Origin of the sequence: Kribbella koreensis, assembly GCF_039525325.1 — a bacterium.
Taxonomy (GTDB): Bacteria; Actinomycetota; Actinomycetes; order Propionibacteriales; family Kribbellaceae; genus Kribbella; species Kribbella koreensis.
Map to the genome: position 1 here is coordinate 33,051 of NZ_BAAAHK010000002.1, position 16,058 is coordinate 49,108.

Genomic DNA, 16,058 nt, shown 5'->3' on the forward strand with positions numbered 1-16,058 from the left:
TGGGCGCATGAAGGTGGCCGGATGAAGGTCTTGGCGTGGCTGGCGTTCCCGCTGGTCGCCACCGCCCTGGCGATGTGCTGGGCGGCTTGGCGCGGGCGGAGTCGCGGCCCCCGCCGGTCCTCGGGCGCCTTCGCGTCGGTGGAGGACTTCCGCCGCTTCAACGAGGCGGTGGCAGCACCCAGTCCTCGATCCACCCCCGAGCCGCGCCGTGGGCTGCGCGGTCTCTTCCGGAAACTCAAGATCGCAGGGCAGGGTTCGTGACACGTCGTACCGCCACGCTGGTCACCTCGATCGTCGTGCTCCTCCTCACTCTCGGGCTGGTCACCGTCTTCCCGGTGCCGTTCGTGTCCTTCAGCCCGGGGCCGGTGAAGAACACCCTGGGCGAGGCGAAGGGCAAGCCGGTGATCGAGATCACCGGCCACGAGACCTTCCCGACCACCGGCGAGCTGGACCTCACCACGGTCAGCGTCACCTCGCCGGACCGTGAGCTGACCCTGCCGCAGGCGATGCGCAACTGGCTCGACCCGCACCACGACCTGTTCCCGCGCGACATCATCTACCCGCCGGAGCAGAGCGCCGACGAGGTCGAGCAGCAGAACACCGCCGAGATGACCGGCTCGCAGGACAGCGCCGTCGCGGCCGCCCTGCAAGAGGCCGGCGTGCCGTTCAAGCCGAAGGTCTCGACGGTCTCGGAGAAGAGCCCCGCCGACGGCAAGCTCAAGCCCGGCGACATCGTGCTGAAGGTCGACGGCACCACGCCGACCCAGGTCCCGCAGGTCGGCGAGCTGGTCCGCAAGCACAAGGTCGGCGAGGACGTCAGCTTCCTGATCAGCCGCGGTGGCAAGGAGCAGACGGTCGTCCTGAAGACCGCCGCGACCCCGGGCGACAAGACCCGGCCGATGGTCGGCATCACGATCGGCGTCGAGTCGCCGGTCAAGGTGACGGTGAACCTCGGCCAGGACATCGGCGGGCCGAGCGCCGGTACTGCGTTCGCGCTGGCCATCTACGACAAGCTGACCGACGGCGACCTGCTGGCAGGCAAGCACGTCGCGGGAACCGGCACCATCGACGCACTCGGCCAGGTCGGCGCGATCGGCGGCATCCAGCAGAAGATCGCCGGCGCCAAGAACGACGGCGCCACCGTCTTCCTGGTCCCCGAACCGAACTGTGAAGCCGCCCTGCACGCAGGCGTGGACGGCATCCGCCTGGTGAAGATCACCACCCTGCACGAGGCGATCGGCGCATTGAAAGCACTGGCCAGTGGAACTGGAGACGTCCCGGCATGCACGAAGTAGGCCCTGACAGCACCATCCCTTCGGACGCGCTCGGCCGGGCGGTGATCGAGATCGAGCGGCACGTCAGCAGCGCGGGCTGGGATCAGCCGGCGCAGCTGTTCGCGTTGGTCCCGACCGCCGAGCTGCTCGCGGCTGAGCCGCAGCTGGCCGCCGAGCTGGGTGCGGACGACGCGTCCCAGCCGCTCACCCCGGTCGCTCAAGGCGAGCTGCCCGGTGGCGACGACGAGCACCTTGCCGACGCGCTGGCCCGGATCGAGTGGCCGGACGGCGTCAGTGGTTGCGCCGTCGCGGTCGAGCGGATCGTGTTGCCGGCGTCGGCCGAGACGGGCGCTGACACCGATGCCGAACTGGCCCGCCTGGCGGGATCGGATCCGCGGCGTCACGAAGTACGGATGGTGGCCGCGGTCCTGCGGGACGGGGACCGGTTCGGCGCCGTCCGGTTGCGTACTCACGACGAGGACAGCGCGGTACTCACCGGCGTCGACTTGGTCCCTACGCTTTGCCAAGTACTGTCATTGACATTCGAGCCGACGACCGCGGGCGGTCCCGGCTCTGTGCTCGGCGGTACGAGTGACAACGAGGAGAAGCTGCCATGAGTGACGGCGTCTACGACATGCCGGAGGAGCCGAGGCGGTCGCGGCGTACGCCCGGCCAGCGCCCGCGGGCTCTGCTGCCCACGATCGCCACCCTGATCGTGCTGCTCATCCTGTTCAGCGTCTTCACCGACGTGTGGACCCAGCGACTCTGGTACCGGTCTCTCGACCTCGGGTCGGTGTTCGGCACCGTGCTCGGCACCCGGGTGCTGTTGTTCGTCGTGGTCGGCCTGCTGATGGCCGCCGCCGTGGTGGCGAACGTGATCGTCGCCTTCCGGACCCGGCCGCGGGTCGCCCTCGCGCCGTCGCCCAGCCCGGGCTTCGAGCGGTACGGCGACCTGCTGCAGCAACGCGGCAAGATCGCCATCGGCGTGCTCGCCACCCTGATGCTGGTCTTCGGCGGCTCAGCCGCGTCGGGGGAGTGGAAGGTCTTCCTGGCCTGGCGCAACCGGACCCCGTTCGGTGTCGCCGACAAGCACTTCGGCAAGGACATCTCGTTCTTCGTCTTCGACTACCCGTGGCTGCGCGTCCTGCTCGGCTTCGGCTACTCGATCGTCCTGCTGTCGCTCGTCGCCGCGATCATCACGCACTACCTGTACGGCGGCTTCCGCCCGTCGGCGAAGGGGCAGAAGGCCTCCGGTGCCGCGCAGGTGCAGTTCTCGGTGCTGCTCGGCCTGCTGGTCCTGCTGAAGGCGTTCAGCTACTGGCTCGACCGCTTCGGGCTCGCGACCTCCGACAGCAGACTCTTCACCGGTATCTCCTACACCGGGGACAACGCGGTCCTGCCCAGCAAGGAGATCCTGGCCGTCATCGCGGTGATCTGTGCCGGGCTCTTCTTCGCCAATGTGGTCCGCAAGACCTGGCTGCTGCCGGGCGTCGGCACCGTAGTACTGGTGCTGTCGGCGATCCTGCTCGGTGCGCTCTGGCCGGCTGCCCTGCAGCAGTTGCGGGTGCGTCCGAGCGAGCCGGTGAAGGAAGCGTCGTACATCACCAAGAACATCGAGGCGACCCGAGCGGCCTACGGCCTGGAGAAGACCAAGGTCATCAACTACGAGGCCAAGACCCAGGCGACGTCGGAGCAGCTGGTCGCTGACGCCGGTGTCCTGCCGGGCATCCGGCTGATCGACCCGAGCGTCGTCGGGCCGACCTTCGAGCAGCTCCAGCAGGTCCGTGGTTTCTACGCCTTCCCGACGGACCTGGACGTCGACCGGTACAAGATCGGCAAGGAGGTCCGCGACACCGTCATCGCGGTCCGCGAGGTCGAGATCGACCGGCTGCCGGCCGGCCAGCGCAACTGGAACAACGACCACACGGTCTACACCCACGGCTACGGCGTCGTCGCCGCGAACGGCAACCAGCGCAAGTCGGACGGTACGCCGGTCTGGTCCGAGCAGGACCTGCCGCCCGAGGGACAGCTGGGCGACTACGAGCCGCGGATCTACTTCGGCGAGCAGTCCCCGAACTACTCGATCGTCGGTGGCCCGAAGGGCTCCTCCGCGGTCGAGCTGGACACGCCGGAGGGCAAGGACGGTGGCCCGCCCACGCTGAACACGTACGAGGGCAAGGGCGGCGTCTCGCTCGGCTCGTTCGGCAACAAGTTGCTCTACGCCACCAAGTTCCGCGACGCGAACATCCTGCTGTCCAGCCGGGTGAACAGCGACTCCAAGATCCTGTACGACCGCGGCCCGCGCGAGCGGGTCCAGAAGGCCGCTCCGTGGCTGACCCTGGACGGCGACCCGTACCCGGCCATCGTCGACGGCCAGGTGGTCTGGATCGTCGACGGCTACACCACCTCGGGCAACTACCCGTACTCGCAGAAGGTCGCGCTGGACGACAGCACCCGTGACACCACCACCGGTCGTGGCACGGTCGCTTCGCAGCCGAGCGAGGAGATCAACTACATCCGCAACTCGGTCAAGGCCGTCGTCAACGCTTATGACGGTTCGGTCGACCTGTACGCGTGGGACGAGAGCGACCCGCTGCTGAAGACCTGGATGAAGGCCTTCCCGAACACGGTCAAGCCGCGCTCGGACATCTCGCCCGCGCTGATGTCGCACCTGCGCTACCCCGAGGACATGTTCAAGGTGCAGCGCGACCTGCTCGCGAAGTACCACGTCACCGACTCGACGACCTGGTACCAGAACAGCGACCTGTGGCGGGTGCCGGCCGACCCGACCGTCAGCCCCGGCGGTTCGGACTCGCCGACGCCGGACCAGCCGCCGTTCTACCTGTCGCTGCGGATGCCGGACCAGACCGACACGAAGTTCTCGCTGACCTCGGTCTACGTGCCGAACGCGAACCGGGAGAACCTGACCGGCTTCCTGGCGGTCGATTCCGAGGCCTCGTCGCCGGACTACGGGCAGTTCCGGATCTTGAAGCTGCCTGGCAACGTACAGATACCCGGACCTGGGCAGGTCTCGAACAAGTTCCAGACCGACGAGAGCATCCGGTTGGCGCTGCTGCCGATCAACCAGCCGTCCAGCGGCGCCAGAGCCCAGTTCGGCAACCTGCTGACGCTGCCACTGGGTGGTGGTCTGCTCTATGTGCAGCCGGTCTACTCGTCGCGGACGAGCGGTCAGGGCAGCTATCCGGTCCTCCGGTACGTGCTGGTCGGCTTCGGTGACCGGGTCGCCTACGGCACGACTCTGAAGGAAGCCCTCGACAAGGTCTTCAACGCCAACGTCGACACCGGCGAGAAACCGCCGGGCGAGACGCCGACGACCCCACCGGCCAACCAGACGGTGAAGCAGGCACTGGCGGAGGCCCAGACCGCGTGGAACGCGGCCCAGGCAGCCCTGAAGACCGGAAACCTGGGCGAGTACCAGAAGCAACTCGACCTCGTGAAGGCCGCCCTCGACAGAGCGGTAGCCGCCGGCAACGCCCCGGTCACCAACCCGACAGTCCCACCGTCAGGCACTCCTTCAACCCCCACGACCCCGACCAGCCCACCGAGTTCTCCAACGGGCTGACTCCCCGCGTTTCTTGATCCGGCCGGCGACACCCAAGGTGTCGCCGGCCGGATCTGCTTTTCCACAGGCAACAAACTCACTCCGGCTTCCGGCCAAACCCGCGGCACCTTCTCTGACAAGGAACCCCGCACTTCGTCTGAGGAGGCAGCTATGTCGTTTTCGTTGTCCTGGTCCGCCGTCCGCCCCGCCACCCGCCGTATCGTGATCGGCGGCGCGGCCGCAGTGACTGTTCTGCTCCCGACCGCCGCGGCCAACGCAGTGGCACCAGCGACACCGTCCGGCCTGCACCGGACGACCCCATCGACCCAGCAGAGGGCGTGCATCTTGGACGGATTCGCCATCGACCACCTGCCCGGCGGCATCGGCACGCCGAGCGACTTCGAGTACGAGTGGGAGGAGGTCGTCTTCCACAGCCGGGTCTGGGAGACCGGCCCGGACCCCGAGGGCGCCACCAAGGTCGACCTCACCGTCAAGACCATCCGCGGCGAGAAAATCATCGACCTCGAGTCCCTGCGCACCTTCCTGACCGAGTACCACGAGCACGACCCGGCAACCTGGGAGCTGACCGCGATCGACGTCGCCGGCTACGGCGGCTACCGCGCCGATGACCAGGTCTTCTTCTTCGTCTCGCCAGGAATCGCCGCCGAGGTCTCGATCGACCGCACCCGTTTCACCGACGACGACCTGCTCGCCACAGCAATGGGCTTCCACCCGGAGGACACCGCCTGACAGGGCACAGGGCCCACACCGAGCGTTGCCGGTGTGGGCCCACAGCCCTCGCGTCAGCGGCTGTTGTCAGCTCACAGGATCGAGTTCGCGCTGACCGTGAAGCCGGTGTTCACCAGTGCTCCGGCGTTGGTGAAGCAGTTGACGTCCCGCACGATCAGGTCCGGACCCGAGGTGCTGTTGGTCCAGAACGTGTTCAACCCGCAGAAGTTCGAGTTGGACCCGTACGCGGTCACCTGAACCGTGTTCTGGGTGAAGGCGATCTTCGGGAACGTCACCATCGACAATCCGACACCAGCCGGCAGGATCGTGTTCGCACCGAGCCCGAGGACCGAGTTCATGTTGGTGCTCGGCGGACCGGCCGGCGGCTGGTTGAGGAAGAAGCCGAAGTACTTCGGCGGGACGGCAGCTCCGTACAGGGAGGCCTTGTACTGGTAGGTGAGCGTGAACCGCGTGTTCAGCAAGGCGCCGCCGGCGTCGAAGCAGAGCACCCTCACGTCCTGACCCGCACCGCTGGAGCTCCAGACGCGGACCTTGCAGCGCGCGCCTTGCTGCGGGTTGACGGCAGTGGCTTGCAGACTGCCGTCGAGAGTCCCGCCGGCCACCAGCCCGGGGAACTTCACCTGCCATTGCCCGACACCGAGCGGCGTCGAGGTATTCGGAGCACCGGCGGAGTTGTACGTGCTGACGAGTGCGCCGTTCGGTTGCGAATCGACGTACCCGAACAGACCTGGCGCCGGGCCGCCGGACGCACTGACGAAGAACGCGCTGAAGCTCGTCACGTCGAGCGCACCGCCGACGCGGTAGCAGCGGATGTTGACGATCTCGTCCGGCCCGGACTGGAACCAGTTCTCGGCCTGGCACCAGTGCGGCGCGTTGTTGATCGCCGTGACGTGCACGACCCCACCGGGCGCACCCTGTCCGGGGAACTTGAGTTGGTACCGGCCGAAGGCCACCGGGATGACGCTGCTGGGCGCAGGCCAGGTGCCGGTCGGGATGACGGTGCTCGCGGTCTGGTTCCACAGCACCCAGGCCTTGCGGTCCGGGACGGCGGCGTTCGCGGGCTGGATGATCGTGAGGGCCCCCGCCAGCATCAACACACATGCTAGGAGGCGGGCAAGCAAAGACGGACGTGGCATCGGATTCCCCCCTTTAAGGAAACGATCCTTAGGAACGATTACTGGGGGAATGCAAACATGCGCAATCAGCGATTGGCAATAGCTCACCGTAAGCCCTTGTGTACAGAGCGTTTGATTAGGCGGCTGTCGTTGCGCGATGCAAACGATGGCTTGATCAGTGCCCGATCAGCCGATGCAGACGATGGAATGTCTGCGCGAATCCGAGCCGCGGCCAGGCCCTGGACGAGAGCAGATTCGTCACCCGCCAGTCCGTCACCACGGAGGTGTAGCCGACTCCCGCAGCCCAGTTGATCACTGCCTCGCCCAGCGCCCTTCCGGCCCCCGCGCCACGAGCCTCCGGGAACACTGCCGCATAGGCAAGGAAACCTGCGTTGTCAGGCTGCGCCAGTCCGCTGTGCGCACTCGACTTCTCCAGCGAGCACCCGATCGACGACCCGATCACCTTCCCGTTGCTCTCAGCAACAAAGGTGGCGTAGTCCTGGTCGTCGATCGACTCCTCCCAGTCCGCAAGCGCCTCCTCGAGCGTCGGCATCTCCCCGGAACTGAACGTCGGCGCCAACCCCTGATGCCGAGGCAATACAAGATCCAGCTCAGCCAGCACCCGGATATCCCCACGCCCAGCCCGCCGCACCGTCACCCCCGGCCGCGGCGGCAACGGCTCGCTCGGCGCCGGCATCACCGCATGCGCATGCTGCCCCCCGAACCCCAACCGGAACCAGGCATCCACCAACTCCGGATCATCAGGCACCAACGCGTACTGAGCTGTCTTCCCGTCCGCCACCCACTTCGTTGCCGCGACAGCGTAGAGATCCCGAACCTTCTCGGGTTCCCTTACCGCATGCCCCGCCCGCTCCACCCAAACGTTCTCGCCCCATACCGGCGAACTCTTAGGGGCCCCCAGCAAATATCCGGTGACCTCCCCGCCCTCCACCAGCACGGCTCCCGACGCACCCTCGGTCTCCCAGGCGGCAGTCACCTCGACCAGCGCAACCTTCGGATCCTCATACTCCGCCGGCAACAACGGATGCCGGACCCGATGCCGGCCTTGCCGCTCAGCCAGCAACCGCGCAGCCGCCCCCAGATCCCCACTCTGGAACTCCCGAACCACCCCATTGCTCATACCGAAACGCTACGCCGCACCCCACCGTCCACGACACACCTTTTCCTTCCCCGCCCCCGATTTGGACTCTCAGCCCAGATCCCCTAATCTGAACACAGCAAGGCGGCGCGGGGTGGAGCAGCTCGGTAGCTCGCTGGGCTCATAACCCAGAGGTCGCAGGTTCAAATCCTGCCCCCGCTACCAAAGAAGGCCCTTCGGACGAGGCAACTCATCCGGAGGGCCTTCGTCATTCACGATCTACCCAAGCTGCCCCTCACGGCACCACCCGCCAAGCTCGCGGCCCGCCTGCAGACCGGCACCCCGATTTGGACCCTCAACAGCCATGACCTAGACTTGTACTCGTAAGACAGCGGCGCGGGGTGGAGCAGCTCGGTAGCTCGCTGGGCTCATAACCCAGAGGTCGCAGGTTCAAATCCTGCCCCCGCTACTGATAGAAGGCCCGGACCATTGGTCCGGGCCTTCGTTCGCGTAGGCCCTGTCTTTCGTGGCGCCTGCAGCTCGCTCGCTACTGCGTCGCAGGTTCCCGCCCACCCCGTGGTATCCGCTTCCCTCATCGCGCTGCTGCGAGAGCCCCTGATCGGCGAGCGCCCTAGCTCGCAACCACCTCCAATTGCCCGTCACCGCTCCTCGCCACCGGCCTGACCAATGCAACCGCCCAACGCTGACAACAGGCTCAGCCCGTGCCTCGCCCCACTCAGAGCCTGTTCCCATCCGCTGTCCGGGCGTTGGTGCATCCGTCGCGAAGCCCCAGAGCGTCGGGCACTAAAGTCAGGCCGCAACTTATGGCGCCGCGATGATCCCTCTTCCGCCTGCGAAAGAACTATCCCTCGGTCGCCCAGTCGCAGGCTACCGATCTGAGCGGCCCTCGTCTTTTGAGGGCATCGGTCGGCCAATCGCCCAGTCATCAGGTAGTCGTGGTCCGGATAACTCTTGCCGAAGTCCACCCACTCATAGTTCATCTGGTCGACGAACTATGTCAGATAGCGGACAGCCGAAGCAGTGGGTGAGATCTCCTTCGCCCTGGCTGTTCGGGGACGGCCCTCCTGGTAATCGCTGGGAAACCGACGGTGAGCCTCCGACCCGTACCGGTCTAGACAACGCTTGACGTCAGTGGGCCCGGACCTTGTGCCCGCGGCCGACCGGAGCGTAAGGGGAAATCCACGGCCCGGAGGAAGAACTCGGAGGCTACGCTGAGCCGGAAGCCTCCGTGTGTCTTACGGGACTCTGGTTCTGTTGATCTCGATGGTGACACCCTCCGGCCTCTTCTAGCAATTTCGATCTCTGTCCGTCCCGAGTGTCGAACGGGATGTAGATCAGGCGTATGAGACGTCGGCCGTAGAAATGCATGACCCCTTCTGATTGTGTGCTGAATGAGACAATATAGGGCAACGACTAGCCTGCAGCGCAGAAGCCAAGGCGCAAGCGCCCGCATATCAAGCGTTTGGCTTACCGCCAATGCTGGTCACGGGCAGGCATCCCTGCTGGCTATAGATGGTAAGCCACGAAGAGGTCTGACGGGCAGACAGAGGAGGCGCAAATCAAGCCCATCGCAGCGACCAAATGCAAGATCGAGGCTCTGAAATGGAGAATAGATAAAGTTGATAGAACTGCAGATTTCAGACAAGGCCTCGTGGCGATTCTCTACTCAACGATATGCGAGCTTACCTCTGTCGACATTTGGCGAACCAGACCGATGGAAAGTGGCCGTCAGATCCTTCCTGCAAGAAAGGCCTCCAATTTGCTTGGTTCTAGATGACCTGACCAAGAGGCCCGCCGGCCATCATCTGGAACTAGCAAATCGCCCGGACAACTCGTCCACCCATAGGCAACTGCGGTATGCGCGGTCCCTAATCTTGAGTCTCCACTTAGGTCACCATACGGGCCGCAAGGGAGGGGTTGCGCCCGTCCAGCTTCGCTATTCCCGTGAGGCGTCACACGAACCCTTGGACTGGTGGAGCGATGTTCGAGGATGCGATGTATCAATTGGTGAGGCGCGAGAGTCGACGAAACAGTCGGGCATCGAGCATTACGAGGTGCTAGTTGACACCGACACCGAACTCGAAACGCCGAAAGTATCTTTGGATTATGCAAATTCCTGTTTTATGGCGTTACGCGGCTTCTTGGAACTGGAGAGCATCGCACTGCCGTCGCGGACCAAACACACCTTCCTGGTTGCAATTGACTTCATGTTCCTCGACGGCCGTGAGCCGAAAATTACCGAGGTTCATGTTCCTGGAAGATCGGTTGCGCCAGCGGCCATTGCCCATCAATTAACATTTGGCACTCGCCCTCGCTCTTGGGTACCTCCCCACCTCGCTGCAGGTCTAATTGATCCACTGGCTGACCCGAGCGTACCCAACTCAACATTTCATGACCTGGACCTGGCCTTCGCTCGCGAGGCGGCGAGGCGCCAATCCTCGCCCGGAGATCGACGAGGCGCGACCGTATGGGACCTGGAGTCGGTCTACAAGAATCAGTGCGTCCGCATAGGTGCCCTGTCTATCCCTGAACATCTGCTATCGAGAACCAATTTGTATTCCGTCGGAGGCGGCAGTGTGGCAGATAGCACGGCGCCGGTGCGGGTCGAGCAAGGGGATCAGGAGAAGATGATGCGTCTAATTAATACGGCCGACGGGTGGTCAGTGATAAAAGACGATCGCAATCTCCCCTGGTGGCATAAGTTCGCCCAGCCAGTCCTCTTTATCTCCGGACCTGCGGATCCGGAGATACGAAGAGTAAAGGAGTGGCTCGACTCTGCACCCTTGTCGATCGAGCCACTGATCACTGGCTCGATCGACAATAAAGGAAGATCAGGTGAGCTGCGAGTATTTTCTTGGGCTACAGTAGGCCAATCATGAAGAACATCAGTGTCGCGATTATAGGCGGAGGCCATGCAGGTATGACGGCGGCAATATCCGCGAGGCTCCAAGGAGCGCAAGTAACGGTCTTCGAAGCGGCTCCCAAAGGCCTACGAGGCGGCAATAGTTCCCTTACAAAGAATATCCGCTTTCCCTACTCGGACTCCGTCGAACTGTTCTACTATCTAGGTCAAGCTGAACGTAAGGACCCAGAGTTAGTAAGACGCGCCGCCCCATACACGAAAGAGCAGTACTTGAGAGACTGGTTGGGAATCTCAGGGGACGGAGTAGACGAAGCGCTTGTCTCTTCAATCATCTCGGACGGCGACAAGGCCATGCGTTGGCTGCGACGCATAGGTCATCAGTGGACTCCCACCTCAAGCTGTCTTGAAGGTGCTCTGCCGCTCGACCTACATGGCGGCGGGGCGGCGATGCAACATCATAATTTCACCATTGCCGAGAAACTTGGCATCGAGTTCAGGTACGCGACGAAGATCGAAACGCTCAGACGATCAGCCGCCGGCTGGACTGTCGCCAGGGGGCGCACCTCCCGGAGATTCAACGCGGTCGTCATTGCTAGCGGTGGCTTTCAGGCGAATCAGCAGGAAATTTCTCGGGCTCTTGGGTCCTCCTGGGAGGGAGTGCGCTTGAGAGGAGTACGGTATAACGACGGAACAGTGTCGCGCTCAGTCCACGCAATAGGCGCAGCGAAAGCTGGAAACTGGACGGGATGCCACGCGGTGCCTTATGCCTATGACGCACCACCATATCGGCTGCCCGGGCAGATCGCGGAGGCTCAGGCGGCTACGCGCTATATGTACCCGCTTGGAGTTATGGTGAACCGGAATGGACAGCGGTTCGTGGATGAAAGGTCGGCGGTAGGGAATTTGACCTATGCCAAACTTGGCCGCAGCATTTTGGAACAGCCCGGCAAATGGGCTCTGCAAGTATTTGCCGGAAATGAAATCGGTAAGCTTCATGAGGGCTACCGAAAAGACTCTACTGTCGTCCATGGTGACTCATTGGAGGACTTGGAGGCTTCGTTTGGTTTACCGCGCTATTCTCTAACCCGTGCCTTTGCGGACGCGATCCAGGAAAGTGCGTCGTTGAAACACTGGGGACTTTCTTATGGCTCAACAATGCCGCCTTTCCTCGGTCTGAAGGTAGCGTGCGGCTTGACGTTTACATTCGGAGGCCTGCAGGTCGATCGACAAGCGAATATACTGGACGAAGACGGTCAGAAAATTCCCGGGCTATTCGCAGCTGGAGAAGCAGTTGGTGGAATCTTCAGCGAGAACTATCCTGGTGGCGCGGGTCTGCTCGCAGGGACGGTGCTTGGACTGCGTGCCGGCTTTGGATGCAATACGGTACTTTAGCCCTCGCACGCACTGGTGGCATTCTTTTCTTCCCGGCGCCTGGCGAGCGCGCACATGAATGCTGTACTTAAATATTCTGGCAAAGTATCTTCTTCTTGATCCAGGAAAACTGCCCGCAATTCGCAGTCCGACTCCTGAGCAACTGCAACGAGTCTGCGCCATGCCGCAAGGTTGACGTGCTTGAGAGTTGGATGAGACTCCGCCGGGCTAAGCGCTGAAATGGCTTCGATCAGTTGCGTCGGTGTGATCAAAATTGCTTCTGTTCCCTTAGAATGAGCTACGATCGACGAAACCACTATGGCCGGCAGCATCTGCTCGGCGACATTTACGAGCGGAAACCATGCTGCAGACGAAGGCCGTATCAGACCTATTCCATGGGCGTACGGCTCCACGAAATCTGGCACCCGTGAAATGAAATCGTCGTATGCTCGGTCTATAGCTTCGTCCGTGGACCACTTCTCATCGGGCATGGAGTGCCTCCTGTCGTGCAACACTATCGGTCCAGCATGACTATGAGATGTTTATGCACAGGGTGCAAAGCATCCTGAGCAGCAGAGCGTGCCACTGGCGAGTCTCAGTGTAGCAAGGCAGCCATCTCGAAAAGTGCAGTCATCGGCGGAACAACGCGCGTTGGTAGGCAGATTAGGTTGATATCGCTCCTCATCAGAGCTGGCCAAGGCTCCAGACATCAGCGCGGCTAGCAGCGCTCTTCTCGTTAAATAGGAGCGAGTGACATGGTTCAGTGCTTGTTCGCGTATGAACTCCCATGCGTCAGTACTCAACTCCTCGCCCCGTGGCAGCGGATGAAGAACCATCTTAAAACGCGCGACTTCTTGAACCCGCAATGGTGGCGGAGATGCTTGGCTAGAGTTCCATCGCTCTCTCTGGGGCCGGCATACGTAAAGCATATCGGCTTCTACCTTGCTTATGTCCGCGGCCACGGAGATCGAGCCTGGGAGTCCGAGCTCGGATGGCAGACTGGCCAAACGCGGAGCGTTGACAAAGGCTGGATCCACAAGGATCACCGTGCCGCCCAGTGAAGCAACGCCGAGCGCAACCGAACGAACAGTTCTGGAGCGGTCAAAGTCTCCATATATTGCTACTGTCGCCTTATCGGACGCAATGTCAGATTGGTGCATGGCGATGAGCGTCGAAAGCGCCTGAGAAGGGTGCTCGTTCCAGCCGTCTCCGAGATTTAGGACCGGAAGGCCGGTCCACGCGTAGATCCGCAGTGGCAGTGAAACAACTCGTGTTCGGATTGCGAATAGGTCAGTATATCTGCTCAGCACCATAAAGGTATCCTGGAGCGATTCACCCTTCGCGATTGAGAGACCGGAGGACGGCGAGCTATCAAGTATTTTAAAGTTGAGGTCCGAGCATGCGCGAGCTACCGAGACCCTGTTACGAGTGCTGGGTTCGTCTATCCATAGGGCTACATGTTTGCTGACTCCGTCACGGTGGACCTCGAGCGAGGCAACATCGTCGGCCAAACGATAGACAACATCGGAAAGGTCGTGGCGCAAGATTGATATCACGGAAGCCGCCGAGCTGGCCTCATCGTTAGGCGCATGCTGCGTTTCTCGACCGCCTGTAGTAGCTCGATTCCCCAATCTCCATTGCCTTCGATCAGAAGAGGCCCCCGTGTAGTTAGCCCGACATCCCACCCTGCGCTGCCTAAGCCGGGCACCCTCATATGCATCGATATACTCATGCTGATCGCCTCCGCAATCAGGTCGGGAGGAATGCGGGCCGGCGCAGATATGTTCGTTGGCTGCATGTTCGCGTCTATTCCTCCTGTGATCATGCCCGTTTGCCGGTTGACATGGAAGACCGCTCCACCAGATGACATGTTATCCACAATGGCATCTTGCCGACCGAAGCGCAGGACACAGCCGAGAACCTCGACATCGGCTGCGGTAGTGGATCGTGGACTGTAGGTCATTACTCTGAGTGTCGGAACTGGCCCGGGGAAGGTCCGAGAGAATGCTGACTTCTCGCGGACCTCGATCATCGTAGGAGATGCGCTCGCTGCTTGAGTCGCATTCTGCCTTAGCGTGTCGCGGCTGCTGATCTGAACGCCTTGACCCCATCTAGAGTTGATCGGCTTGGATAACAGGCTTGAGCTTGCGGGAACGTGCTGTAAGAATTCGGTCGGGCGTCGGATTTCGGCGAATGTACCGCTATCGACGTTCCAAAGGCGGCCAAGACTGGATACACCGACCAGGCGAGTAGTCGGTATACGAGCCAGATCTGCCACTTGTTTGGTTCGGAGCTTATTGTCAAGCAGTGAGAGAGCCTCGGGAGAGCTACAGAGCTCGCGATACTCGAACCGTCGCGCGTATTCCAAGTAATGGCCGATCTTGTTGCTGGGGCGCGTGAGTCCTCGGGTGGTGCCCTGATATAGCTCGTCCCGAGAAGAGTGGGCATACAGTATCCCTAGGAATGTTTGTCGTGCGAGGTGACCAACGCTACGAGACATTTTATGGTCCTCGTCGAGTGATATCTTTACTGCAAGATAACGGTAGTAGGCCTCCCGCAAAAACCATGGAAGGTTTCGAATTCTCTTTGCCTGGTCGGCGCCGCCAATATCGCGCAACTCATCGGGTATTGGAGGGGCGCTGTCAGAGATCGTAACTCCTCATGCGATCCCGAGACGTGATGCAAAAGATTCGCTGACTTCGACGCCAAAACTTTGAGCCCGCTCCCAATTGTTACGGGCCTGTACGCCCGGCGCCCTCGGTGACTCGCCTGCAATAGTTGGTCTGGAGTTTGCGATATTGCTGGCAACTTCGGCGATTCGTTCAGCTAACGCTTCCCCATCGCCGAAGGTACTTGGGTCGATCGCGAGGAAGAGCATGCCGCGGTCGGCGTCGTGAATCCCATATTTGGCGCCAGTTATTAGTGCACCAGACAGGCATTCGATCATGAATGCCAGAGCGGATCCTTTGTAGCCGCCGAAAGTCAACATTGCTCCCGCGAGAGCTTCGCTAGGGTCCCGAGTTGGCTGCCCATCGCGTGTGATGGCGACGCCGGCGGGCAGGGACTCTCCAGTTGCGGCGGCTTCGCGGACTTCGGCTGCGGGTAGGTTTGTAATTGCCATATCTACGACGATCGGTCCATCAGCAGTAGGGAAGCCCATAGCCAGCGGATTTGTGCCGAAGATCGGATCAATGGAACCATAGGGCGCCACCTTTGCAGCCGCCGCTGATGTGCAGAAGCCAATGAGGCCGGCATTGGCCGCCCTCCACGGGCTATATCCAGTAGTTAGGAAAGTTGAGGCGTTAAGCAGGGTTGCCATACCGAGACCATGAGAGCGAGCAGAGCCTATAGCGGCGTCCATGGCGATCTTGGCCGCATAAGGACCTAGGGTACCGTTGCCGACGACGGTGGTTATTGTTCCCGTGTTCTTTTTCACTGTTGGCTCGGCATCGTTCATAGCGCGTCCGAGCATGGCGTCGAGCATGGGAAGACCATGCGATTTGATGCCGCAAGCCTCGGCATATGTTATCTCGTCTGCGACGGCCGTCGCACGTGGAACGTCGGCGCCCGCTGATGTCAGTAGATCAACAAGCGCTTCATGTAGTGTACTAGTCGGTATACGCATAGCTAACTCCAGTCCGGTCCCCACTCGAGAGCATAAGTGTGACCCATTAGAGGCTGATTTACATCGATACTTGCCACTGCGCTGTCGCCTGCAAAGAGTTGATATATTCCCTCTCGTGTGCGAGCGGATTCTCGCCTGTTCTCTGTCCAATTGTCCATGCGTTGCCCTACATATGCCTTCGCGTCCACGACTGAGAACCCAACGCCGAGATCCGACGTGACAGCTATGCGTAGCGAGTGCATTGGTAGGGTGACGTTGTACATGTGCATGATTGGATATTGCCTTGTATTCCACCACTCTCTAGTTATGGGGCCGTTGTTCGGGCTGACTTGATAGACGTAAGACAGTCGGTCGCCGTACTTGAGCGGTGGATCTATT

The 16,058-nt window shown here is 61.9% G+C and carries 13 protein-coding genes and 2 tRNA genes; 9 read left to right on the forward strand and 6 right to left on the reverse strand.

What is annotated here, in order from left to right:
* The first annotated feature begins 21 nt into the window (after positions 1-21).
* From ABD116_RS02420 to ABD116_RS02440, 5 genes are all read left to right on the forward strand, one after another.
* Positions 22-261, forward strand: a complete 240-nt coding sequence (locus ABD116_RS02420) for a hypothetical protein (protein WP_328327667.1) — start codon at positions 22-24, stop codon at positions 259-261.
* The gene (locus ABD116_RS02425; protein ID WP_343964304.1) at positions 258-1,295 is read left to right on the forward strand and encodes a YlbL family protein; all 1,038 of its coding nucleotides are present in this window, start codon (positions 258-260) and stop codon (positions 1,293-1,295) included. The genes ABD116_RS02420 and ABD116_RS02425 overlap by 4 nt, the downstream gene beginning before the upstream one ends.
* Positions 1,283-1,891 (forward strand): PPA1309 family protein, encoded by a 609-nt coding sequence (locus tag ABD116_RS02430; protein WP_343964306.1) that lies wholly within the window; start codon positions 1,283-1,285, stop codon positions 1,889-1,891. The genes ABD116_RS02425 and ABD116_RS02430 overlap by 13 nt, the downstream gene beginning before the upstream one ends.
* Positions 1,888-4,857, forward strand: a complete 2,970-nt coding sequence (locus ABD116_RS02435) for a UPF0182 family membrane protein (protein ID WP_343964308.1) — start codon at positions 1,888-1,890, stop codon at positions 4,855-4,857. The genes ABD116_RS02430 and ABD116_RS02435 overlap by 4 nt, the downstream gene beginning before the upstream one ends.
* A 150-nt stretch (positions 4,858-5,007) precedes the next feature.
* Positions 5,008-5,586, forward strand: coding sequence for a hypothetical protein (locus tag ABD116_RS02440; RefSeq protein ID WP_343964310.1), 579 nt, complete (start codon positions 5,008-5,010; stop codon positions 5,584-5,586).
* A 71-nt stretch (positions 5,587-5,657) separates the two neighbouring features.
* On the opposite strand, the gene ABD116_RS02445 is transcribed toward ABD116_RS02440, so the two are convergent.
* Together ABD116_RS02445 and ABD116_RS02450 are read right to left on the reverse strand one after the other, a co-directional pair.
* Positions 5,658-6,677, reverse strand: a complete 1,020-nt coding sequence (locus tag ABD116_RS02445; RefSeq protein ID WP_343964312.1) for a hypothetical protein — start codon at positions 6,675-6,677, stop codon at positions 5,658-5,660.
* A gap of 199 nt (positions 6,678-6,876) precedes the next feature.
* Complete coding sequence (locus tag ABD116_RS02450; RefSeq protein WP_343964314.1) at positions 6,877-7,842, reverse strand: GNAT family N-acetyltransferase; 966 nt, start codon at positions 7,840-7,842, stop codon at positions 6,877-6,879.
* A 106-nt stretch (positions 7,843-7,948) separates the two neighbouring features.
* On the opposite strand from ABD116_RS02450, the gene ABD116_RS02455 reads away from it, so the two are divergent.
* The 4 genes from ABD116_RS02455 to ABD116_RS02470 all read left to right on the forward strand — a co-directional run bounded on the left by ABD116_RS02455 (position 7,949) and on the right by ABD116_RS02470 (position 12,076).
* Positions 7,949-8,025 (forward strand) — tRNA-Met (locus ABD116_RS02455).
* 170 nt (positions 8,026-8,195) lie between these two features.
* Positions 8,196-8,269, forward strand: a tRNA-Met gene (locus ABD116_RS02460).
* A 1,606-nt stretch (positions 8,270-9,875) separates the two neighbouring features.
* Positions 9,876-10,700: a hypothetical protein gene (locus tag ABD116_RS02465; RefSeq protein ID WP_343964316.1), complete on the forward strand. Its 825-nt coding sequence runs from the start codon at positions 9,876-9,878 to the stop codon at positions 10,698-10,700.
* On the forward strand, positions 10,697-12,076 hold the full coding sequence (locus tag ABD116_RS02470; RefSeq protein ID WP_343964318.1) for an FAD-dependent oxidoreductase: 1,380 nt from the start codon (positions 10,697-10,699) through the stop codon (positions 12,074-12,076). The genes ABD116_RS02465 and ABD116_RS02470 overlap by 4 nt, the downstream gene beginning before the upstream one ends.
* Here the strand turns inward: ABD116_RS02470 and ABD116_RS02475 are convergent.
* The 4 genes from ABD116_RS02475 to ABD116_RS02480 all read right to left on the reverse strand — a co-directional run bounded on the left by ABD116_RS02475 (position 12,073) and on the right by ABD116_RS02480 (position 15,680).
* A complete protein-coding gene (locus ABD116_RS02475; RefSeq protein ID WP_343964320.1) occupies positions 12,073-12,546 on the reverse strand; it encodes a hypothetical protein in 474 nt (157 codons plus the stop codon). The two genes, ABD116_RS02470 and ABD116_RS02475, sit on opposite strands and share 4 nt — an antisense overlap.
* Before the next feature lie 51 nt (positions 12,547-12,597).
* Positions 12,598-13,611 carry a hypothetical protein gene (locus ABD116_RS41760; RefSeq protein WP_425552045.1) on the reverse strand — a complete coding sequence of 338 codons (1,014 nt, stop codon included), beginning with the start codon at positions 13,609-13,611 and terminating at the stop codon, positions 12,598-12,600.
* Positions 13,608-14,555 carry a sugar-transfer associated ATP-grasp domain-containing protein gene (locus ABD116_RS41765; protein WP_425552049.1) on the reverse strand — a complete coding sequence of 316 codons (948 nt, stop codon included), beginning with the start codon at positions 14,553-14,555 and terminating at the stop codon, positions 13,608-13,610. Before ABD116_RS41765 ends, ABD116_RS41760 begins: the two co-directional genes overlap by 4 nt.
* A 159-nt stretch (positions 14,556-14,714) precedes the next feature.
* Entirely contained in the window at positions 14,715-15,680 is a 966-nt protein-coding gene (locus tag ABD116_RS02480) for an Ldh family oxidoreductase (protein WP_343964322.1), read from the reverse strand.
* Between the last annotated feature and the right edge of the window lie 378 nt (positions 15,681-16,058).

What these genes read in the sequence shown, in the direction of transcription:
- ABD116_RS02420 (WP_328327667.1), top strand. Translation starts at nt 22, where the DNA reads ATGAAGGTCTTGGCGTGGCTGGCGTTCCCGCTGGTCGCCACCGCCCTG.
- ABD116_RS02430 (WP_343964306.1), top strand. Translation starts at nt 1,283, where the DNA reads ATGCACGAAGTAGGCCCTGACAGCACCATCCCTTCGGACGCGCTCGGC.
- ABD116_RS02435 (WP_343964308.1), top strand. Translation starts at nt 1,888, where the DNA reads ATGAGTGACGGCGTCTACGACATGCCGGAGGAGCCGAGGCGGTCGCGG.
- ABD116_RS02440 (WP_343964310.1), top strand. Translation starts at nt 5,008, where the DNA reads ATGTCGTTTTCGTTGTCCTGGTCCGCCGTCCGCCCCGCCACCCGCCGT.
- ABD116_RS02445 (WP_343964312.1), bottom strand. Translation starts at nt 6,677, where the DNA reads ATGCTGGCGGGGGCCCTCACGATCATCCAGCCCGCGAACGCCGCCGTC.
- ABD116_RS02450 (WP_343964314.1), bottom strand. Translation starts at nt 7,842, where the DNA reads ATGAGCAATGGGGTGGTTCGGGAGTTCCAGAGTGGGGATCTGGGGGCG.
- ABD116_RS02470 (WP_343964318.1), top strand. Translation starts at nt 10,697, where the DNA reads ATGAAGAACATCAGTGTCGCGATTATAGGCGGAGGCCATGCAGGTATG.
- ABD116_RS02475 (WP_343964320.1), bottom strand. Translation starts at nt 12,546, where the DNA reads ATGCCCGATGAGAAGTGGTCCACGGACGAAGCTATAGACCGAGCATAC.
- ABD116_RS41765 (WP_425552049.1), bottom strand. Translation starts at nt 14,555, where the DNA reads ATGTCTCGTAGCGTTGGTCACCTCGCACGACAAACATTCCTAGGGATA.
- ABD116_RS02480 (WP_343964322.1), bottom strand. Translation starts at nt 15,680, where the DNA reads ATGCGTATACCGACTAGTACACTACATGAAGCGCTTGTTGATCTACTG.